The organism is Pseudoduganella aquatica, from assembly GCF_009857595.1.
In the GTDB taxonomy this organism is placed as follows: Bacteria; Pseudomonadota; Gammaproteobacteria; order Burkholderiales; family Burkholderiaceae_D; genus Rugamonas; species Rugamonas aquatica_A.
Genome location: NZ_WWCU01000009.1, coordinates 1 through 20503 on the forward strand (window position 1 = coordinate 1; position 20503 = coordinate 20503).

13 protein-coding genes and 2 pseudogenes are annotated in these 20503 nt (G+C 64.1%); 6 read left to right on the forward strand and 9 right to left on the reverse strand.

The features are described 5' to 3' along the window. Positions 1-244 (forward strand): hypothetical protein (locus GTP77_RS30325; protein WP_223149336.1); only part of this gene is annotated, 244 nt, incomplete at its 5' end. 19 nt (positions 245-263) lie between these two features. Then, a pseudogene (locus GTP77_RS10230) lies at positions 264-763 on the forward strand (IS5 family transposase); the annotation flags it as partial. 261 nt (positions 764-1024) lie between these two features. On the opposite strand, the gene GTP77_RS10235 reads toward GTP77_RS10230, so the two are convergent. Then, complete coding sequence (locus GTP77_RS10235; protein WP_161072072.1) at positions 1025-1480, reverse strand: hypothetical protein; 456 nt, start codon at positions 1478-1480, stop codon at positions 1025-1027. 671 nt (positions 1481-2151) lie between these two features. Here GTP77_RS10235 and GTP77_RS10240 point away from each other — a divergent pair. Then, positions 2152-3137 (forward strand): annotated as a pseudogene (locus GTP77_RS10240) (IS5 family transposase). A gap of 155 nt (positions 3138-3292) precedes the next feature. Here GTP77_RS10240 and GTP77_RS10245 read toward each other — a convergent pair. Genes GTP77_RS10245 through frc form a run of 3 tightly spaced genes read right to left on the reverse strand, consistent with a single transcriptional unit; the run spans position 3293 to position 6091 of the window. Next, on the reverse strand, positions 3293-4243 hold the full coding sequence (locus GTP77_RS10245) for a histone deacetylase family protein (protein ID WP_161072073.1): 951 nt from the start codon (positions 4241-4243) through the stop codon (positions 3293-3295). Next, positions 4240-4827 carry a TIM barrel protein gene (locus GTP77_RS10250; protein ID WP_161072074.1) on the reverse strand — a complete coding sequence of 196 codons (588 nt, stop codon included), beginning with the start codon at positions 4825-4827 and terminating at the stop codon, positions 4240-4242. The genes GTP77_RS10245 and GTP77_RS10250 overlap by 4 nt, the downstream gene beginning before the upstream one ends. Positions 4828-4840: 13 nt before the next feature. Then, entirely contained in the window at positions 4841-6091 is a 1251-nt protein-coding gene (frc, locus tag GTP77_RS10255; RefSeq protein ID WP_161072075.1) for a formyl-CoA transferase, read from the reverse strand. Positions 6092-6317: 226 nt separating this feature from the next. Here frc and GTP77_RS10260 point away from each other — a divergent pair, with 226 nt between their 5' ends. After that, on the forward strand, positions 6318-7298 hold the full coding sequence (locus GTP77_RS10260; RefSeq protein ID WP_161072076.1) for an NAD(P)H-quinone oxidoreductase: 981 nt from the start codon (positions 6318-6320) through the stop codon (positions 7296-7298). A gap of 118 nt (positions 7299-7416) precedes the next feature. Here GTP77_RS10260 and GTP77_RS10265 read toward each other — a convergent pair whose 3' ends face one another. Genes GTP77_RS10265 through GTP77_RS10280 form a run of 4 tightly spaced genes read right to left on the reverse strand, consistent with a single transcriptional unit; the run spans position 7417 to position 12574 of the window. Continuing rightward, entirely contained in the window at positions 7417-7680 is a 264-nt protein-coding gene (locus GTP77_RS10265) for a formate dehydrogenase subunit delta (protein ID WP_228896103.1), read from the reverse strand. An 11-nt stretch (positions 7681-7691) separates the two neighbouring features. After that, complete coding sequence (gene fdhF, locus GTP77_RS10270) at positions 7692-10541, reverse strand: formate dehydrogenase subunit alpha (RefSeq protein ID WP_161072077.1); 2850 nt, start codon at positions 10539-10541, stop codon at positions 7692-7694. 9 nt (positions 10542-10550) lie between these two features. After that, positions 10551-12110 (reverse strand): formate dehydrogenase beta subunit, encoded by a 1560-nt coding sequence (locus GTP77_RS10275; RefSeq protein WP_161072078.1) that lies wholly within the window; start codon positions 12108-12110, stop codon positions 10551-10553. Further along, a complete protein-coding gene (locus GTP77_RS10280; protein WP_161072079.1) occupies positions 12107-12574 on the reverse strand; it encodes a formate dehydrogenase subunit gamma in 468 nt (155 codons plus the stop codon). The genes GTP77_RS10275 and GTP77_RS10280 overlap by 4 nt, the downstream gene beginning before the upstream one ends. A gap of 136 nt (positions 12575-12710) precedes the next feature. Here GTP77_RS10280 and GTP77_RS10285 point away from each other — a divergent pair, with 136 nt between their 5' ends. Together GTP77_RS10285 and GTP77_RS10290 are read left to right on the forward strand one after the other, a co-directional pair. Next, positions 12711-13775: a substrate-binding domain-containing protein gene (locus GTP77_RS10285; protein ID WP_161072080.1), complete on the forward strand. Its 1065-nt coding sequence runs from the start codon at positions 12711-12713 to the stop codon at positions 13773-13775. 97 nt (positions 13776-13872) lie between these two features. Continuing rightward, positions 13873-16800: a glycosyl hydrolase 115 family protein gene (locus GTP77_RS10290; RefSeq protein ID WP_161072197.1), complete on the forward strand. Its 2928-nt coding sequence runs from the start codon at positions 13873-13875 to the stop codon at positions 16798-16800. 38 nt (positions 16801-16838) lie between these two features. Here the strand turns inward: GTP77_RS10290 and GTP77_RS10295 are convergent, their stop codons facing one another. Beyond that, complete coding sequence (locus GTP77_RS10295) at positions 16839-20390, reverse strand: indolepyruvate ferredoxin oxidoreductase family protein (RefSeq protein WP_161072198.1); 3552 nt, start codon at positions 20388-20390, stop codon at positions 16839-16841. Between the last annotated feature and the right edge of the window lie 113 nt (positions 20391-20503).

The following is a 20503-nucleotide window of genomic DNA, read 5'->3' on the forward strand; positions in this document are numbered from 1 at the left end:
GGGTGGAGCACTGGTCGTCGCGCATGGTCATGACGACAGCGCGCTCCTGGGTTGTCAAATGTTTGTAGATTCTCGCCATGGCGGCACCTTACAGCAAAAGGTGTTGCACTTGGTCTTTGAGAACACCGGTAATACAATATGGATTACACAGAGTCTATCTATCTGCTTGACGAGCTCAAATCTTCTGCTTCTTTCAAAAGTGCAAAATTATACAAAAAAATTGATGGTGATTGGCACGAAATAGTCGAAAACAAAATTATCTTAAACTGCATCAATCGAAGAAAGGCAATGACTGGCACTTCGGCATGAAGGCGCACGTCGGCGTGGACATGGCCATTGGCTTGGTGCACAGCGTAGTCGGTACGGCGGGCAACGTGGCCGACGTCACGCAGGCGCATGCGCTGCTGCACGGCGGCGAAGTGATCGCGATGGGTGATGCGAGCTATCAGGGCGTGGCCAAGCGGCCCGAGAACGCCGGCTAGCCCGTCGTGTGGCACACCGCCATGCGCCCCGGCTTACGCAAGGCACTCAAGAAGGACAAGCTCAGCCGCGCCACCGAACGATTGGAGCAAAGGCCAGCGTGCGCGCCAAGGTCGAGCACTGCTTCCACGTCGTCAAATGCCTGTTCCGCCATCGCAAAACCCGCTATCGTGGACTGGCCAAAAATACGGCGCAGCTGTTCTCCTTGTTCGCTCTGGCCAATCTGGTGCTTGCACCCAGATTCCTTGGCAGCGCTTACACCCAAGTTGCGCCTCGAATTTGAAAAAGCGGCAAAGGCCATGCTGGAAACAGATTTTTTCCGCTCCACAGCCGATCATGTTTCCTGATTTTGATATCGCTGCGCCGGCGCGGATCTCCCTACACTCTGCTGGCGTCAGAAACTGAATTATTCAGCGCTTCCTAGGTCCGCCCGCAAGCGATACCCAGCGCCTCCTTATACGCCAAACCCGAATCTACGCCGAAATGACCAACTTGCTTCATTGCGCCGCTGTGAAGTTTAGTATCACGCGGAGCGTTCACCCGCTCAGCCCGCTATCTCGCCTCCAAACTCAAAGCCTTCTAGGATGTCTTGCGCCTTGGATTCGACTGATGAATCCCGCAAATGTCCACCGTCTAGGGCGGCTTTAAGGAAGTAGTAGTCTTCGATGTTTTCCAATCGTGCTTTTTTCATGATCGCCGCCAAACGCCTTGAATACTGAAGTGCCAAAGTTCCCAGCGTTGGCCCGCCCAGTTGTACTAACTTGGCATTTATCGCGGATTTTTTGGCCTCTGAGAGACTCAAGCTCATCTCAACGGCGTCTGACAGAGCCATTATTAGACCCCTGTGCGCGCGAGAGGGGGCCAATTTTTCAACAGCCCAATACCCTGTAGAAGGCAATACGTCTGGCGTCGACTTTCCGTTGAGAATGAACTCATCCATAAAGTAGTCCAAAAAATTAAGTAAGGCCGACCGCTCTGCATCGCTCATTTTATTTTTCATGCTTTCCCTCATTTGCAATGGTTGGGGGCACATAAAACCGAAAACCATCTACTTCAGCCGTGACTTCTTTACAGACACGTGCCCCCCCGTTGGCTTCGCACTCCGGGGGTACTTGTGCGCGCGTTCGCGTCGAACAAAGTAAGAGTACTGCTCCTAATAAAAGCAAAATGAGTGGCCGACCGTACCGAAATTCCATGGAATGCATTGAACAAGGGAAAAGCACGGCGTACCGCTGAACCCAACGGGAAAATTTTTTCATGATATGTCCGAGTACTGACGAGGTTGTTTAAAAAAAGACCCTTGTGCCCTGAGCAGAATTGGTCTTTTAGTATCTATACCGCCCGCCGGGGCGGTGGCGATGCGGCGGAAACTGCCCGACGCAACAGTCACTTTCATATTGGTTGGAGCGTTCCTGAACTTTTGAATTTTTAAGAAGAAAAAAGGATAATTACCCCCAGCGTAACCTTCATTGATGAGCTGTTCGATAGGAATGCAAATTTTTTAAAACTAGCAATTTGCAATTGTTGCGTTTCTAAAACGATTGGCCTTGCGGGCAATGGAGTTGTGCGCGGCTAGATCCCCTAGGGAACCGCTGAAATAATCAGCCTGTCTACGACTGCTGCGTCCGGCAGGCTGTCACAATAACGCTTCCTCCCCTGCGAGATCTGACGATGCAATCGAGCTTTTCTGATGCCGAGTACGCCAGCAAGAAGAAGCTGACGCGACGCGACCGCTTCCTGGCCGAGATCGAGGCCGCCACGCCGTGGCCGGCGCTGGTGGCGGCGATCTTGCCGTACTACCCGAAAGGCGATGGCCGTGGGCGTCCGCCGATTGGCCTGGAGCGCATGCTGCGCATATACATTGCCCAGCAATGCTTCGGCCTGTCGGACGAAGGCGTGGAAGATGCGATCTACGACAGCCAGGCCATTCGCGGCTTTGTCGGCATCGACCTGACGCACGAATCGGCGCCTGACGCGACCACGCTGCTGAAGTTCCGGCGTCTGCTGGAAAAGAACAATTTGACCCAGCGCATCTTCAACGAAATCAACGGCCACCTGGCTAGCAAAGGCCTGACGATGCGCGAAGGCACCATCGTGGACGCCACCTTGATCGCCGCGCCACCATCGACCAAGAACCACGATGGCGAGCGCGATCCGGAAATGCATCAATCGAAGAAAGGCAATGACTGGCACTTCGGCATGAAGGCGCACGTCGGCGTGGACATGGCCAGTGGCTTGGTGCACAGCGTAGTCGGTACGGCGGGCAACGTGGCCGACGTCACGCAGGCGCATGCGCTGCTGCACGGCGGCGAAGTGATCGCGATGGGTGATGCGAGCTATCAGGGCGTGGCCAAGCGGCCCGAGAACGCCGGCTAGCCCGTCGTGTGGCACACCGCCATGCGCCCCGGCTTACGCAAGGCACTCAAGAAGGACAAGCTCAGCCGCGCCACCGAACGATTGGAGCAAAGGCCAGCGTGCGCGCCAAGGTCGAGCACTGCTTCCACGTCGTCAAATGCCTGTTCCGCCATCGCAAAACCCGCTATCGTGGACTGGCCAAAAATACGGCGCAGCTGTTCTCCTTGTTCGCTCTGGCCAATCTGGTGCTTGCACCCAGATTCCTTGGCAGCGCTCACACCCAAGTTGCGCCCCGAGTTTGAAAAGCGGCAAAGGCCATGCTGGAAACAGACTTTTGCCGCTCCACAGCCGATCATATTTCCTGATTTTGATATCACTGCGCCGGCGCGGCTCTCCCTACACTCTGCTGGCGTCAGAAACTGAATTATTCAACGCTTCCCTAGTGCGCTCAATAAACTCACCCCATCAGCGCGCGCACATGGGCCGCGGCGCCGCCCGCCAGGCCGGCCAGGCTGTAGCCGCCCTCGAGGATAGAGACCACCCTGCCCTTCGCAGTGTCGGCCGCGATGGCCATCAGCTCCCGCGTGATCCAGTGGAAGTCCTTATCATCAAGCTGCAGGCCGGCCAAGGGGTCGTCGCGGTGGGCGTCGAAGCCGGCGGAGATGACCAGCAGCTCGGGCGCCCAGGCGCGCACCGCCGGCAGCAGTTCCAGCCGCATGCGGTCGCGGAAGGCGGCGGAGGCGCAGCCGGGGGGCAGCGGCACGTTGAGGATGTTGTTGCGGCTGCCGGTCTCGCTGCGCAAACCGGTGCCCGGATACAGCGGCGACTGGTGGCAGGAGGCGTAGAATAGCCCCGGCAGCGGCGAGAACGCGGCCTGCGTGCCGTTGCCGTGGTGGACGTCGAAATCGACCACCACCACCCGCTCCAGCTCATACGCGCGGCTGGCGTGGGCGGCGGCGATGGCGGCCTGGTTGAAGATGCAGAAACCCATGGCGCGGTCCGGCTCGGCGTGGTGGCCGCAGGGCCGCGTGGCGCAGAACACATTGGCCGCTTCGCCCAGCATGACGTCGTCCACGCCGGCGCAAGCCGCGCCTATGCAGCGCATCACCGCGCGCCAGGAGCCGGGGGACAGCATGGTGTCGCCGCCGTCCAGCGGCACCACACCGCTCGTTGGCAGTGCTTCGGCCACGGCGTCGTAGTAGTCGGCGTCGTGGATCAGCTCGGTCTGGGCGCGCGTGCCCAGCGGGGCTTCGCGCCAGTCCAGCGCGGCGAATTCGGACGTCTTCAGCGCTTCGAGCACCAGCGCCAGCCGCTGCGGCGATTCAGGGTGGCCCGCGCCGGGCTGGTGGTCGTAGCAATCGACGTGGGTGTAGACGCGGGTATGGACGTGCTTGCGCGGTTTCGTCATGGCTGGCCTTGCTCGTGGAGGAACAGGTTGTCCGCGCCGGTGTCGCGGATGATGGCGGCTGCGTCGGGCGCGTCCTGCGGCGCGATCAGCAGCGCAATGCCGTGCGGCTTGAGCGCGGCGGCGGCGTGGCGGAGGTTGTTCACCAGCGTCTGGCGGGCCAGTTCCGGCGCCAGTCCCGGCTGCGGCAGCCCGGTCAGGCAGCGCAACTGGCGCACGCCCAACGGGCGGGCGTAGCGGATGGCTTCTTCCACGCCGTAGCGGAACTCGGCGCAGCGCGACGGCTGGTTGGCGATGCCGCGCTCGCCGCCCACCCAGTCGCCGGCGGGCAGGCAGAAGCGCACCAGATGCAGGCCGTGGCAGCAGAGCCGGTGGGCGATCTGCTCCACTGGGTACAGATAGGGGAACAGGCATTCCACGCGCTCGAAGCCGGCTTGCGCCGCCGCGTCGAAGCGGTCCAGGAAGGCCAGTTCGCCGTATAGCGCATTCAGGTCGGCAACCGGCGCGGGGATGGCGCCGGGCGCCGACAGCGCGGCGGTTACAACGGCGGGCTCCCCATGCGTCCCGCCTGGCGTGACGTACTGCACGGCTGCCGCCGCTTCAGATCACGCGTTCGTCGCGCAGCGCGGCGATCTGCGCGGCGTCGTAGCCCAGCTCGCGCAGCACCTCCTCGGTGTGCTCGCCCAGCAGCGGCGAGCGGGTGACCTCGGTGGCGCTGTCGGACAGCTTGATGGGGTTGCCCACCGTCAGATACTTGCCGCGCTCGGGATGGTCCACTTCCACGATGGTGCCGCTGGCGCGCAGCGACGGTTCCTCGGCGATTTCCTTCATCGACAGGATAGGCCCGCACGGAATGTCGTATTTGTTCAGGATGTCCATCACCTCGAACTTGGTGTGCTCGCGGGTCCACTCCTCCACCGTGGCGAAGATGGACATCAAACGCGGCAGGCGCGCGCGCGGTGTGGCGTAATCGGGATCGCTGATCCAGCCTTCGCGGCCTATCACCTTGCAGATCGCCGGCCACACCGGCGCCTGGGCGATGAAGTAGATGTAGGCATTCGGGTCGGTCTCCCAGCCCTTGCACTTGAGGATCCAGCCCGGCTGGCCGCCGCCGGACGCGTTGCCTGCGCGCGGCACCGAGTCGCCAAAGGTGCCGCCCTCGGCAAACTGCGGGTATTCCTCCATGGTGCCGGTGCGCTCCAGGCGCTGCTGGTCGCGCAGCTTCACGCGGCACAGGTTCAGCACTGCGTCCTGCATGGCCGTATCGACCTTCTGGCCCCGGCCGGTGGCATTGCGCTGGAACAGCGCGGTGACGATGCCCAGCGCCAGGTGCAGGCCGCTGCCGCTGTCGCCGATCTGCGCGCCGGTGACGACCGGCGGACCGTCGGCGAAGCCGGTGGTGGCGGCCGAACCGCCCGCGCACTGGGCCACATTCTCGTACACCTTGCAGTGCTGGTAGGGACCGGGGCCGAAGCCCTTGACCGAGGCCACGATCATGCGTGGATTCAGCTCCTGGATGCGCTCCCAGCTGAAGCCCATGCGGTCCAGGGCGCCGGGGGCGAAATTCTCCACCAACACGTCGCAGTCGCGTATCAGGGTCTCCAGCACCTGCTTGCCCATGGTTTTCTTGGTGTCCAGCGTGATGGAACGCTTGTTGTGGTTCAGCATGGTGAAATACAGGCTGTCCACGCCGGGAATGTCGCGCAGCTGGCCACGGGTGGCGTCACCCTCCCCGGCTCTTTCCACTTTGATCACATCGGCGCCGAACCAGGCCAGCAGCTGGGTGCAGGTCGGCCCCGATTGCACGTGGGTGAAGTCGAGGATGCGCACCCCGTCTAATGCTTTGCTCATGGGTCTATCTCCAGTAGTTATAATTTTTTGATGGCTAGTATGGCATGCGGCTTGCACCGCGAGATAGTCCCATCATAGGCAGCGGCTGAGACAACACGCATTGACCCCGGTCAAGATTCGCAAGATGGCCCCTGTCCCGTCAATTTGTGGAAAATTGACTGCGGTCATCGGCGTGCGCGCCCACCCGCGCCTACCATCGGATTCCCCCATTTCTAGAGAGGAAACCATGCGCGCCATCGAAATCACCCAGCCCGGCGGCCCGGAAGTGCTGCAACTGTGCGAGCGCCAGCGCCCGTCGCTGCAGCCGGGCCAGGTGCTGATCAAAGTCCACGCAGCCGGCGTCAACCGGCCCGACCTGCTGCAGCGCGCCGGCAACTACCCGGTGCCGCCCGGCGCGTCCGACCTGCCGGGGCTGGAGGTGGCCGGCGAGATCGTGGCCGGACATGTCGGCGACAGCGGATGGCGCATCGGCGACATGGTGTGTGCGCTGGTGCAGGGCGGCGGCTATGCGCAGTACTGCGCGGCGCAGATCGAGCTGTGCCTGCCCATTCCGCAGGGCTGGTCGCCGCTGGAAGCGGCTTCGCTGCCCGAGACCTTCTTTACCGTGTGGAGCAATGTGTTCGACCGCGCCGCGCTGGCGCCCACCGAGACGCTGCTGGTGCAAGGCGGCAGCTCGGGCATAGGCGTGACCGCTATCCAGCTGGCCAAGGCGCTGGGGCACCGGGTGTTCGCCACGGCGGGGTCGGATGAGAAGTGCCGCGCTTGCGAAGAGCTGGGGGCGGACCTGGCGATCAACTACCGTACCGGCGACTTTGCGGCGGCGGTCAAGGACGCCACCGGCGGCAAGGGCGTGGATGTGATACTGGATATGGTGGGCGGGGCGTATGTGCCGCGCGAGCTGGCGTGCCTGGCGGACGACGGGCGGCTGGTGTTTATCGCGCTGCTGGGCGGGGGCAAGGCGGAAGTGCCGCTGGGGCAGATACTGCTGCGGAGGTTGACGGTGACGGGGTCCACTCTGCGTCCGCGTCCGGTGCTGTTCAAGGCGGCCATTGCGCGGCAGTTGCTGGCGCGCGTGTGGCCGCTGCTGGAGGATGGCTTGATCAAGCCGGTGATTTACCGCATTTATGCGCTGGAAGAGGCGGCGGAAGCGCATGCGCTCATGCAGAGCAGCACGCACATTGGGAAGGTGATGTTGAAGGTTGTGTGAGGTGATGTGCGCGGCGTGCCATCGTAGGGCGGGTTAGGAGGCGCCAGCCGACGTAACCCGCCAAGGTGCCGCCAACGGCTCAATGGCGGGTTACGGCGGCTGCGCCGCCTAACCCGCCCTACGTCGGAACAGGTTTCGACAAGGCCTGGGCCGCCGGGGACAAGCGCACGAGATTGGCCTGGATGGACGCCAGCACCAGCGGCGCCAGCCCCTCCCCGCCGTGTTCCGCCACATGCGCCAGCAACTGCCGCCGCATGGGCGGCGCCCAGTAGCGCTGCAGGTGGTTCGCGATCTCGCTGTTGGCCTCTTCCTGGTCCGGGTAGGACGCAAAGAAAGTGCCGATCTGGTTGGCCATAATGACCAGGTGGTGAATATTCATCATCTCTCCTAATCTCAAGCCGGCTGCGCCGCAGCGTCTTTGTGGGCCATCTGCTCTTCGTGGAAGCGCGCAAACTCCAGCTGCCAGTCGGACTGCTGCTGCACCGGCATCACCTGCACCGCCGTCACCTTGTATTCAGGGCAGTTGGTGGCCCAGTCCGAATTCTCGGTGGTGATCACATTGGCGCCCGATTCCGGGAAGTGGAAGGTGGTGTACACCACGCCCGGCTGCATGCGCTCCGTCACCAGCGCGCGCAGCACGGTCTCCCCTGCCCGGCTCTGGATGCCCACCCACTGGTCGTCCTTGATGCCGCGTTCCTGCGCGTCGTGCGGGTGGATCTCCAGCCTGTCCTCCGCGTGCCAGCGCACGTTCTCGGTGCGGCGCGTCTGCGCGCCCACGTTGTACTGCGACAGGATGCGGCCCGTGGTCAGTATCAGCGGATACATGCGCGTCACCTTCTCGTCCGTCGGCACGTACTGCGTAATGATGAAGCGCCCTTTCCCGCGCACGAACTGGTCGATGTGCATGGTCGGCGTGCCTTCCGGCGCGGCGTCGTTGCACGGCCACTGGATGCTGCCCAGCTTCTCCAGCTTCGCGTAGCTCACGCCGCTGAAGGTTGGCGTCAGGCGCGCGATTTCGTCCATGATCTGCGACGGATGCGTGTAGTTCATCGGATAGCCCAGGCGGTTCGCCAGTTGCACCGTCACCTCCCAGTCCGCATAGCCGGCCTTCGGCGCCATCACCTTGCGCACGCGCGAGATGCGCCGTTCGGCGTTGGTGAAGGTGCCGTCCTTCTCCAGGAAAGAGGAACCCGGCAGCAGCACGTGGGCGTATTTGGCGGTCTCGTTCAGGAAAATGTCCTGCACCACGATGCACTCCATCGCTTCCATGGCCGCGATCACGTGCTGGGTGTTCGGGTCCGACTGCACGATGTCCTCACCCTGGCAATACAGGCCCTTGAAGCTGCCGTCCAGCGCCGCTTCAAACATGTTCGGAATGCGCAGGCCCGGTTCGGCCTGCAGCTCCACGCCCCACGCAGCCTCGAACTGCATGCGCACCGTGGTGTCGGACACGTGGCGATAGCCCGGCAGCTCGTGCGGGAAGGAGCCGATGTCGCAGGAGCCCTGCACATTGTTCTGGCCGCGCAACGGGTTCACGCCCACGCCTTCGCGGCCCACGTTGCCGGTGGCCATAGCCAGGTTGGCGATACCCATCACGGCGGTCGAACCCTGCGCATGCTCGGTCACGCCCAGGCCGTAGAAGATGGCGCCGTTGCCGCCCTGCGCAAACATGCGCGCCGCGCCGCGTACCTGCTCGGCAGGCACGCCGGTCACTGCCTCCATCGCTTCCGGCGAGTTGGCTTCCTGCGCCACAAAGTCACGCCACTGGTGGAAGGCGCGGTCGTCGCAGCGTTCGGCGATGAACTGTTCTGCAAGCAGGCCTTCGGTCACGATCACATGGGCCAGCGAGCTGACCATGGCCACGTTGGTGCCGGGACGCAGCTGCAAATGGTAGTGCGCGCGGACGTGCGGCGACTTCACCAGGTCAATGCGGCGCGGATCGATCACGATCAGTTTCGCGCCCTGGCGCAGCCGGCGCTTCATGCGCGAGGCGAACACCGGATGACCGTCGGTAGGATTGGCGCCGATCACCATGATGACGTCCGACTTGGCCACCGAAGCGAAAGTCTGCGTGCCGGCCGATTCGCCCAGCGTCTGCTTCAAGCCGTAGCCGGTGGGCGAATGGCAAACGCGGGCGCACGTGTCAACGTTGTTGTTGCCGAAAGCCGCGCGCACCAGCTTCTGCACCAGGTAGCCTTCTTCATTGGTGCAACGCGAGGACACGATGCCGCCTATCGAATCGCGGCCATGCTTGGCCTGGATGCGCTTGAATTCGGAGGCCGCGTAGTCCAGCGCCTCGTCCCAGGACACTTCCTTCCACGGGTCGGTGATCTTGGACCGTATCATCGGCTTCAGGATGCGGTCCTTGTGCGTGGCGTACCCCCACGCGAAGCGGCCCTTCACGCAAGCGTGGCCTTCATTCGCCTTGCCGCTCTTGGTCGGCACCATACGTACCACTTCGCTGCCCTTCATTTCCGCGTCCAGCGAGCAGCCCACGCCGCAATAGGCGCAAGTGGTGGTCACCTTGTGCTCGGCCTGGCCCAGCCAGATCACCGATTTCTCCTGCAGCGTGGCGGTCGGGCAGGCTTCCACGCAGGCGCCGCAGGACACGCACTCCGATTCCATGAAGGTCTCGCTCTGCCCGGCCGACACGCGCGACTCGAAGCCGCGTCCGGAAATCGTCAGCGCAAACGTGCCCTGCGTTTCCTCGCAGGCGCGCACGCAGCGGTTGCAGACGATGCACTTGGACGAGTCAAACGTGAAGTAAGGATTCGATTCATCCTTCTTCAGCTTCAAATGGTTGGCGCCCTCGTAGCCGTAGCGCACCTCGCGCAGGCCGGTCACGCCGGCCATGTCCTGCAGCTCGCAGTTGCCGTTGGCCGGGCAGGTCAGGCAGTCCAGCGGGTGGTCGGAAATGTACAGCTCCATCACGCCCTTGCGCAGCTCCTGCAGCTTGGCCGTCTGCGTGCGCACCACCATGCCCTCCTCCACCGGCGTGGTGCAGGAAGCGGGATAGCCGCGCCGGCCCTCGATCTCCACCAGGCACAGGCGGCAGGAACCGAAGGGCTCCAGGCTGTCCGTGGCGCACAGCTTGGGAATATTGGTGCCGCTTTCGGCGGCGGCGCGCATCACCGACGTGCCGGCGGCCACCGTCACGCGCTGGCCGTCTATGGTCAGGGTAACGAAGTCCGTGGCTACGCTGGGCGGGGTGCCGAAGTCGCGGCTGATAATTGTCTCGATCATCTATGTCTCCTAGGCGGCGCGCTGGTCTTCGGAGACCTGGCCGAAATCTTGCGGGAAGTGGTTCAGGGCCGACAGCACGGGGTATGGCGTCATGCCGCCCATCGCGCACAGGGAGCCGTGCAGCATGGTGTCGCACAGCTCGCGCAGCAGGATCACCTGCTTGGGACGCTCGCTGCCCTCGCGGATCTTGTCGATCACCTCCACGCCACGGGTGGAGCCGATGCGGCACGGCGTGCATTTGCCGCACGACTCCACGGCGCAGAACTCCATCGCGTAGCGCGCCAGCTTGGCCATGTCGGCGCTGTCGTCATGCACCACGATGCCGCCGTGGCCCAGCACGGCCCACAGCGAAGCGAAGGCCTCGTAGTCGAGCGGCGTGTCCCACTGCGACTCGGGCAGATAGGCGCCCAGCGGGCCGCCCACTTGCACCGCCTTGATCTGGCGGCCGGAAGCGCTGCCGCCGCCGTATTCAAACAGGATGTCGCGCAGGGTCACGCCGAAGGCCAGCTCGATCAGGCCGCCGTGCTTGATATTCCCCGCCAGCTGCACCGGCAAGGTGCCGCGCGAACGGCCCATGCCGTAGTTCTGGTAATAGGCCGCGCCCTTGTCGAGGATGAGCGGCACCGCCGCCAGCGACAGCACGTTGTTGATGACCGTGGGCAGACCGAACAGACCGGCCAGCGCAGGCAGCGGCGGCTTGGCGCGCACCACGCCGCGCTTGCCCTCGATACTCTCCAGCAGCGCCGTTTCCTCGCCGCAGATGTAAGCGCCCGCGCCCTTGCGCACCTCCAGGTCGAAAGCGCGACCCGAGCCCATGATGTCCTGGCCGAGGAAGCCCGCTTGCACGGCGGTGGCAATCGCGTGGTTCAGGTTAGCGATGGCGTGCGGGTATTCGCTGCGCACGTAGATGTAGCCCTTGTTCGCACCCACCGCCAGTCCGGCGATGGTCATGCCCTCGATCAGCATGAAGGGATCGCCCTCCATCACGATACGGTCGGCAAAGGTGCCCGAATCGCCCTCGTCCGCATTGCAGACGATGTACTTCTGCGGACCGGCCGCCTTCAGCACCGTGTTCCACTTGATCCCGGTCGGGAAAGCCGCGCCGCCACGGCCCCGCAGGCCGGAAGCGGTAACGGCAGCCACGATCGCGGCGGGCTCCATCGCCAGCGCGTTGCGCAAGCCCTTGTAGCCATCATGCGCCTCGTAGTCGGCCAGCGACAGCGGATCGGTGACGCCGGCGCGCGAGAAAGTCAGGCGGCTTTGCCTGGCCAGGTAAGGAATCTGCTCCACCAGGCCCAAGGCCAGCGCATGCTTGCTCTCGCCGAGATGGAAGCCCGCCTCGAACAGCGCGCCCACGTCCGCCGCGTCCACCGGGCCAAAGCCGATGCGGCCTTCCGCCGTGGCCACTTCCACCAGCGGCTCCAGCCACAGCAAGCCGCGCGTGCCGTTGCGGACGATGTCGACGTCAACACCGCGGCGCGCAGCTTCGGCGGTGACGGCTGCCGCCACGTCGTCGGCGCCCAGCGCCAGCGCGGTCGAATCGCCGGGAATGTAGATGCGGATGCTCATGCTGCCTCCTTCACTTTGGCCAGCAGCGCGTCGAAACGGGCCGGGGTAACGCGCGCATGCAGCGCCTCGTTAATCATCATCGACGGCGCGGTGGCGCACTGCCCCAGGCAGTAGACCGGCTCCAGCGCGAACTCGCCGTCCGTGCTGTGCGCATGCAGCTTGCAGCCCAGCGCGCTCTCGGCGTGCGCCAGCAGCGCGTCGCCGCCCATGCTCTGGCAAGCCTCGGCGCGGCAGATCTGCACCACCTGGCGCGCCGGCGCCTCGGTACGGAAGTAATGATAGAAAGTGATCACGCCGTGCACCTCGGCGCGCGACAGGTTGAAAGTGGAGGCGATTTCATCCACCTGTCCGGGCGGGATATAGCCGATAGCATCCTGGATCGCGTGCAGGACCGGCAACAACTGGTCCTGGGCGCCGCTGCTGGCGGCAAGGATGGCGCTTGCCTGGGGAATACGCTGCTGCATAATGCCTCCGTCGTTTTTATTGTGTGCCGTGTGCCGGATGAGTTATGTTCTCAAGAACATATATTCCGGTTAATATTCACGGATAAGCCTAGGCTAGCACTGTAAAAACAGCAACGCAATATGAAGGATTTTGCATATGTTCAAAGTTGAGATCCGCCCCGACTGGGTGCTGCGCCACCCGAACGGGCAAACCGTGCCCCTGCCGGTGCTGCTGGACCTGCTGGCGGCGGTGCGCAGCTCGGGCAGCATCAGCCAGGCCGCCAAGACCTGCGGCATCTCCTACCGCCACGCGTGGGGATTGCTGAACGAATTCAACGAACAATTCGGCGCCGAGCTGGTGCACAAGTCGCGCGGATCGGGCACGGTGCTGTCGCCTCTGGCGGACAAATTGATCTGGGCCGACAAGCGCATCGCCGCCCGCCTCAGCCCCATGCTGGACAGCCTGGCCTCCGAACTGCAGCAAGAACTGGCCAGCCTGCTCGACGAGCGCCCGCCCGCGCTGCGCCTGACCGCATCGCACGGCTTCGCGGTGGCGGCGCTGGTGAGCCGGCTGGAACAGCAAGGCGTGCTGGTGGACCTGCAATACCGCAGCAGCACCGAAGCGGTGGCGGCGCTGGCGCGCGGCGAATGCGACCTGGCAGGCTTCCACCTGCCCGTGGGCGAGTTCGAAGGCGCGGCGGCCGCAAAATACCGCCCCCTGCTCGACCCGGGCCGCCAGATGCTGGTCCACCTGGCCTACCGCATGCAGGGCATTTTCACCGCCAAAGGGAATCCGAAAGACATCCGCACGCTGGACGACCTGGCGCGGCAGGACGTGCGCTTCGTGAACCGCCAGCGAGGCTCGGGCACGCGGCTGCTGCTGGAACTGCTGCTGAACGGGGCCGGCATCGCGCCGGACCGCATCAACGGCTTCGAAAGCGCCGAATTCACGCACGCGGCGGTGGCCGCCTACGTCGCCAGCAACATGGCCGACGCCAGCTTCGGCGTGGAAACCGCCGCCCGCCGCTTCGACCTCGACTTCGTGCCCGTGGTGCGCGAACGCTACTTCTTCGCCTGCTCCCGCGAAGCCCCCGCCGCCCCCCTGGTCGCCGCCGCGCTGGCCGTGATGGAAAGCGCTGAATTCAAGGACACGCTAGCCGCCCTGCCCGGCTACGACGGCGCCCTCAGCGGCCAGCGCCTTTCCCTGCAGTCACTTTTCTAAGGCATTCCGCCACCACGAGAGGGTGCGAAGAATGATTGCGCTATTCTTTTTATGTTATAAAATGGTATCAGATTTTCTAAAGATAAAGGTAATGCGGATGAAATTGCTGTGCGCACTGATTTCAAGCTTTGCAATCGCCTGCCTGGCCGCGTCGCCAAACGCGTTGGCGATTGGGCAAAAGAAGTTCGTGGACTCCGGCACGGCCGCCGGCGTGGAACTGATCTCGCGCGGAAAAGCAGCCGCCATCCATTTGGATGGCGATGATTACCCCGGCGTGCTGCGTGCTGCGCGCGACCTTCAAAACGACATCGAAAAAGTGGGTGGCCAGCGCCCCGCATTGAGCCTGCAAAACGCAACCAGTGCAGCTGGCGGCCAGGACGTGATCCTGATCGGCACCATCGGACACAGCCGCCTGATCGACCAGTTGATCGCACAAAAGAAGCTCGACGCCAGCGCCATCAAGGACCAGTGGGAAGGCTACGTGGTGCAAGCGGTTAAATCACCCATGCCCGGCGTGGCGCGCGCACTGGTGATCGCCGGCAGCGACAAACGCGGCACCATCTTCGGCATCTACACGCTGTCCGAGCAGTTGGGCGTGTCACCATGGTATTGGTGGGCGGACGTGCCGGTTCCCCACAAGGACCGCGCTGTAGTGCCATTCGGCACACTGGTGAATGACCGCCCTGCCGTGAAGTACCGCGGCATCTTCCTCAACGACGAGGCGCCCGCGCTGACCAACTGGGCCAAGGACAAATTCGGCGGCTTCAATCACCAGTTCTACGAAAAGCTGTTTGAACTGATGCTGCGGATGCGCTCCAACTACCTGTGGCCTGCCATGTGGTACTCGGCGTTCAACGACGACGACAAGGAAAACGCCAGGCTGGCCAATGAGATGGGGATTGTGATGGGCACCTCGCATCACGAGCCGATGATGCGCTCGCAGCAGGAATGGCACCGTTACGGCAAAGGACCGTGGGACTACGAGAAGAATGGCGACGCCTTGCGCAAGTTCTGGGCCGAAGGCCTGCGCAACAGCCACGACTACGAACAGGTGATCACGATGGCGATGCGGGGCGACGGCGACGAGCCCATGTCCGAGCAAGCCAACGTGTCTCTGTTGCAGAACATCGTAAGCGACCAGCGCAAGCTGATTGCAGCCGAGTGGAACAAGGATCCAGCCAAGGTGCCGCAGTTATGGGCCTTGTACAAGGAAGTGCAGGAATACTACGACAAAGGCATGCGCGTGCCGGACGACCTGCTGCTGTTGATGTGTGACGACAACTGGGGCAATATCCGCCGCCTGCCGACAGCGGAGGAACGCCGGCGCAGCGGCGGCGCCGGCATCTACTACCACTTCGACTACGTGGGCGTACCGCGCTCCTACAAATGGCTCAACGTGACCCAGATTTCCAAGGTGTGGGAACAAATGAACCTGGCCAGCGAGTTTGGGGCGGACCGCATGTGGGTGGTCAACGTCGGCGACCTGAAGCCCATGGAAATACCGACCGAGTTCTTCCTCAGCTACGCCTGGGATCCGAAGGTTTGGCCGGCCGAACGCCTGGGCGACTATCTGAAACAGTGGGCTGCGCGCGAATTCGGCGCCGCCCACGCGGACGACATTGCCGATATCGTCAACCAGTACACGCGCTTCAACGCGCGCCGCCGCCCCGAGCAGCTCGATCCGGCCACCTACAGCCTGGTGAACTACCGGGAGGCCGAACGCGTGGTCAACGCCTACAACGGCCTGGCCGAGCGCTCACGGCGCCTCGCTGCAGCCCTGCCGCCGCAGCAGCGCGACGCGTTTTTCCAGTTGGTGGAGTATCCTGTGCGCGCTTCGGCCAACGCGCTGGACATGTACGTCAGCGCCGGCATGAACCGCCTTTACGCGAACCAGGGCAGGATCACCGCCAACGACATGGCGGCCAGGGTGCGCGCGCTGTTCGCCAACGATGTGGAGCTGGCACGCCAGTACCAGCAAGACGTCAGCGGCGGGAAGTGGAAACATATGATGTCGCAGACCCGTTTCGGCTATACCAACTGGGACCAGCCATACCGCGATGTGATGCCGGCTGTGAGCGAGCTGCGCGTTCCCGTGAATGGCGAGCTTGCGGCTCCGAACGGCATCCATCCTAGCGACCAGATGGGGATAGCGTTGGAAGGAGAGACCGTCGCATGGCCTGTGTTCCCGATCAAACCGCTGGTGCTGCCGCAGCTGGACGTGTTTCAGAAGCAGGCTGGCCGCATCGAACTGTTCAACCGTTCAAGCACGCCCTTTACGTTCAGCATCTCCGCCAATCAGCCTTGGGTGCGCCTGAGTACGAGCGGTGGAACCGTCGAGAAAACGCAGCTGGTTGAAGTTGATGTGCAGTGGGACCAGGCGCCACTGGGCGACAGCCGCGCGGAACTGACAGTGACCGGGCCGGACAAGGCCAGCGTGAAGGTGGCCGTCCCGGTCCGCAACCCTGCCGCAGTGCGGCCGGAGCAGGCATCCGGGCACGTGGAGACGCGCGGCGTGATAGCCATCGAGGCAGAGCACTACACTGCGGCGCCGAGCGCACCAGGCCGCCGCTGGCTGAAGATTCCTGACTACGGCCGTACTTTGTCCGGCATGACCGTATCGCCCGCGAATGCGGGGGCGCTCGATCTGCGCGATGGCATGCAGCTGCAATATGCCGTAAACATTTTCAATCCCGGCAAGCTGCAAGTTGAAGCGGTGCTTGCGCCGACGCTTAAATTCATGCCAGGCAGCGGCTTCCGCTACGCGATCTCCTTTGACGATGAAGCGCCCCAGGTAATCAATATCCATGCGGATGAATCCGAAGACCACTGGCGCAAGATCGTGTCTGACGGCGTGGCCAAATTCTCCAGCACGCACATGGTGAAATCGGCTGGCAAGCACACGCTGAAATTCTGGGCGCTGGACCCTGGCGTGGTACTGCAACGGCTAGTGGTCAACACTGGCGGACTGAAGCCGAGCTATCTGGGACCGCCGGAGAGCCCCTACTTCCCTGCGCAGAAGCGCTAAGCTGCCGACCAGCCGCGACATCGAGCCGCCATTTAAGCCTACATCGACGACAGCCTCGCGCGCTGAAGTTCGGTGGCTTCGGTGGCTTGAGGTGCCAACAACGCCGCCTGAAGCGGCGGCCAGGCAGCATCCACCTGATCCATCGCGGCCAGCTTGACGTGGCCGTAGCCGCGCACTTGCTCCGGCAGCTGCGCCAGTTTGAGCGCGGCGGCTTTGTTGTGCGGCGTGAGGCTGGCGGCGAGGTCGCGCGCGAAGGCCAGGTAGCGGTCGCGCAGGGCGCGCTCGCGGCGGCGCTCTTGCGTGTAGCCGAAGATGTCCAGCGGCGTGCCGCGCAGGCCTTTCAGGCGCGCCAGGCCGCCGAAGCCTTTCATCATCCAGCCGCCGAAGGCCATCTTGGCCGGCACGTCCGAACCCGGCTTTTTGCGCGCCAGCAGCGGCGGCGCGAGATGGAAGCCCAGCTTGTAGTCCCCTTCGAATTGCGCTGCGATCTGCTCGCGGAAAGCGGGGTCGGCGTGCAGGCGCGCCACTTCGTATTCGTCCTTGTAGGCCATCAGCTTGAACAGGTTGCGCGCCACGGACTTGCTCAGCGCGCGCTTGGAGCCGTCGCCTTCCAGCGCGATTTCTTTGCGCTCAACGGCGGCCACGGCGTCGGCGTACACGCCGGCGTAGGCAGCGTTCTGGTACTTGCTCAGCCATTCGACGCGGAAGGCCACCAGCTCGGGCAGAGATTTCGGCGCGGCGAACTGGATCACCTTCTCCTGCGGCTGCGCCAAGCGCGCCAGCGCGTCCTGGTCGGCTGCGGCCAGGCGGCCCAGCATGAAGGCGCGCTTGTTCATGTCGATGGCGACGCCGTTCAGTTCAATCGCGCGCATCAGCGCTTCCAGGCCGGCGGGCACCAGGCCTTTTTGCCACGCGTAGCCCATCAGCAGGATGTTGCCGCCGATGGGGTCGCCCAGGAAGCGCGCGGCGATTTCCTGCGCGTCCAGTTGCAGCACGCGGTCTGCGCCTGCGGCCGAGGCGAGCTTCTCCAGCAGGCCGTCCTTGTTGATGGAGGCGTCGCGGTCGCGGGTGAATTCGGCCGTCGGGATCTCGCGCTCGTTGGCCACCACTTGCGTATGCCCGCGCCGCATGACGGACAGGCTGTCCGGCATGGCCGCCACCACCAGGTCGCAGGCAAATACGGCGTCCGCCTGCTGCAGGTCGATGCGCACCTGGTTCAGCGCCGACGGCGACGCGGCCACGCGCACGTGCGACAGCACCGCGCCGCCCTTCTGCGCAAAGCCCATGAAGTCCAGCGTGGAGGCGCCCTTGCCTTCCAGGTGCGCGGCCATGGTGATCAGCGCGCCCACGGTCACGATTCCGGTGCCGCCCACGCCCGCCACCAGGATCTCGAACGGCTTGGCCAGCGCGTGCGGCGCGGGCGCGGGGTAGCGGCCCAGCGCCTGCTCCAGGTCCGCCAGCGTCAAGGCCACGCTGGCGGGCTTGCGCAGCGTACCGCCCAGCACCGAGACGAAGCTCGGGCAGAAGCCTTCCACGCAGGAGTAGTCCTTGTTGCAGGACGACTGTTCAATCTGGCGCTTGCGCCCTAGCTCCGTTTCCAGCGGCAGGATGGACAGGCAGTTGGACTGCACGCCGCAGTCGCCGCAGCCTTCGCACACGGCGGGGTTGATCACCATGCGGCGCGCCGGGTCGGGGAACACCACCTTGTCCGGCTTGTTCTTCTTGCGGCGGCGGCGCTTTTCGGCCGCGCAGGTCTGGTCGTACACCAGCACCGTTACGCCCGCGATCTCGCGCAGCATGCGCTGCATGGCGTCCAGTTCGCTGCGGTGGTGCACGGTCACGCCCGCAGGCAGCGTCACGCCGTTGTAGTTCTCCGGCTGGTCGGTGACCACCACCACTTTCTTCGCGCCCTCGCTCACCACCTGCTGCACGATCTGCGGCACGGACAGCGTGCCGTCCACCGGCTGGCCGCCGGTCATGGCGACCGCGTCGTTGTACAGGATTTTGTAGGTGATGTTGGTGCGCGCAGCGATCGCCTGCCGGATGGCCAGCGAGCCCGAATGGTAGTAGGTGCCGTCGCCCAGGTTCTGGAACACGTGCTTCTCGCCGACGAAGCGCGAGGAGCCCACCCAGCTGATGCCCTCGCCGCCCATCTGCGCCAGGTAGTTGGTGTCGCGCTTCATCCACGTTGCCATGAAGTGGCAGCCAATGCCGGCCATGGCGCGGCTGCCTTCCGGCACGCGGGTGGAGGTGTTGTGCGGGCAGCCGGAGCAGAAATACGGCGTGCGCTTGACGCCGTCGGCACTGTTGGACAGCAGCTCGGCGGCGCAGAAGTCCGGCAGCATGCGCTGCAGGTCCAGCGCCGGGTAACGCGGCGCCAGCCATTGCACCAGCGCGGGAGCGATGCGCGACGGACGCAGCTCTCCCAGCGCGGACAGCAAGGAGTGGCCGTGCTGGTCGGTCTTGCCGATAACGGCAGGCCGTTCGGACTGCGGCAGGTTGTAGAACAAATTCTTCACCTGCTGCTCGATCACGGCGCCCTTCTCTTCCACCACCAGGATCTCCTGCAGGCCTTCCGCAAACGCGGCCAGGCGCGTGCGCTCGAGCGGATAGGTCAGGCCCGGCTTGTACAGGCGCACGCCCAGTTCTTCCAGGCGGCTCAAAGGCAGGCCAAGGCGCTCCAGCGCTTCCAGCAAATCAAGGTAAGCCTTGCCGGCGCTGATGATGCCGATGGCGGCGCCCGGCGCAGCCACAACCAGGCGGTCGATGGAATTGGCGCGGGCGAAGGCCTGCACCGCTTCCAGCTTGGCCTCCACGCGCACTTCCAGCGCCAGCCCGGGCAGGTCCGGCCAGCGGTTGTGCAGGCCGTCCGGCGGCGCGGTGTAGCCGGTGGGCGCCACGTATTGCGGCAGCGGCGGCAGGTCCACCACCGCGCCGCCTTCCACGGTTTCGGAGATGGCCTTGAAGCCGGACCACGCGCCCGAGTAACGCGACAGCGCCCAGCCGTACAAGCCGTATTCGAGATATTCCTGGATGTTTGCCGGGTTAATCACCGGCATGCCCCAGGCGATCAGCGCCTGCTCGCTCTGGTGCGGCATGGACGAGGACACGCAGCCGTGATCGTCGCCCAGTATCACCAGCACGCCGCCGCGCGGCGAGGAGCCGTACACGTGGCCGTGCTTGAGCGCGTCGCCCGCGCGGTCCACGCCCGGGCCTTTGCCGTACCACATGGCGAACACGCCGTCGACCTTGCGGGTGGGGTCGGCTTCCACCTGCTGCGAGCCGAGTACCGCAGTGGCGCCCAGTTCCTCGTTAATCGCAGGAAGGAACTGCACGTTGTGCTTTTCCAGCAGCGCGGATGCGCGCCACAGCTCCTGGTCCACCGCGCCCAGCGGCGAGCCGCGGTAGCCGCTGACGAAGCCGCCCGTGTTCAGACCTTGCGCCTCGTCGACAGTCTTCTGCATGCACAGCAGGCGTACCAGCGCCTGGGTGCCGGTCAGGAATACGCGGCCCTGGCTGCGGGTCAGGTTGTCGGACAGGGCGTAGTCGGGATCGGCCAGCGTGGGCAGGAGGGACTGCGGCAAGGTCATCGAATTCATGGGCGGGCGTCTCGGATTGGGAACTTATAGTGCGGAAATGATATCGCGCTCCTGGCGAAATATTTCTTCTATTTGTTCGGATGGAGGCAATAGAATGGTTTTTT

Excerpts from the sequence above, each read along its gene's own strand:
- GTP77_RS10285 (WP_161072080.1), top strand. The coding sequence starts at position 12,711 with ATGTTCAAAGTTGAGATCCGCCCCGACTGGGTGCTGCGCCACCCGAAC.
- GTP77_RS10265 (WP_228896103.1), bottom strand. The coding sequence starts at position 7,680 with ATGATGAATATTCACCACCTGGTCATTATGGCCAACCAGATCGGCACT.
- GTP77_RS10235 (WP_161072072.1), bottom strand. The coding sequence starts at position 1,480 with ATGAAAAATAAAATGAGCGATGCAGAGCGGTCGGCCTTACTTAATTTT.
- GTP77_RS10245 (WP_161072073.1), bottom strand. The coding sequence starts at position 4,243 with ATGACGAAACCGCGCAAGCACGTCCATACCCGCGTCTACACCCACGTC.
- GTP77_RS10260 (WP_161072076.1), top strand. The coding sequence starts at position 6,318 with ATGCGCGCCATCGAAATCACCCAGCCCGGCGGCCCGGAAGTGCTGCAA.
- fdhF (WP_161072077.1), bottom strand. The coding sequence starts at position 10,541 with ATGATCGAGACAATTATCAGCCGCGACTTCGGCACCCCGCCCAGCGTA.
- GTP77_RS10295 (WP_161072198.1), bottom strand. The coding sequence starts at position 20,390 with ATGACCTTGCCGCAGTCCCTCCTGCCCACGCTGGCCGATCCCGACTAC.
- GTP77_RS10275 (WP_161072078.1), bottom strand. The coding sequence starts at position 12,110 with ATGAGCATCCGCATCTACATTCCCGGCGATTCGACCGCGCTGGCGCTG.
- frc (WP_161072075.1), bottom strand. The coding sequence starts at position 6,091 with ATGAGCAAAGCATTAGACGGGGTGCGCATCCTCGACTTCACCCACGTG.
- GTP77_RS10280 (WP_161072079.1), bottom strand. The coding sequence starts at position 12,574 with ATGCAGCAGCGTATTCCCCAGGCAAGCGCCATCCTTGCCGCCAGCAGC.
- GTP77_RS10290 (WP_161072197.1), top strand. The coding sequence starts at position 13,873 with ATGAAATTGCTGTGCGCACTGATTTCAAGCTTTGCAATCGCCTGCCTG.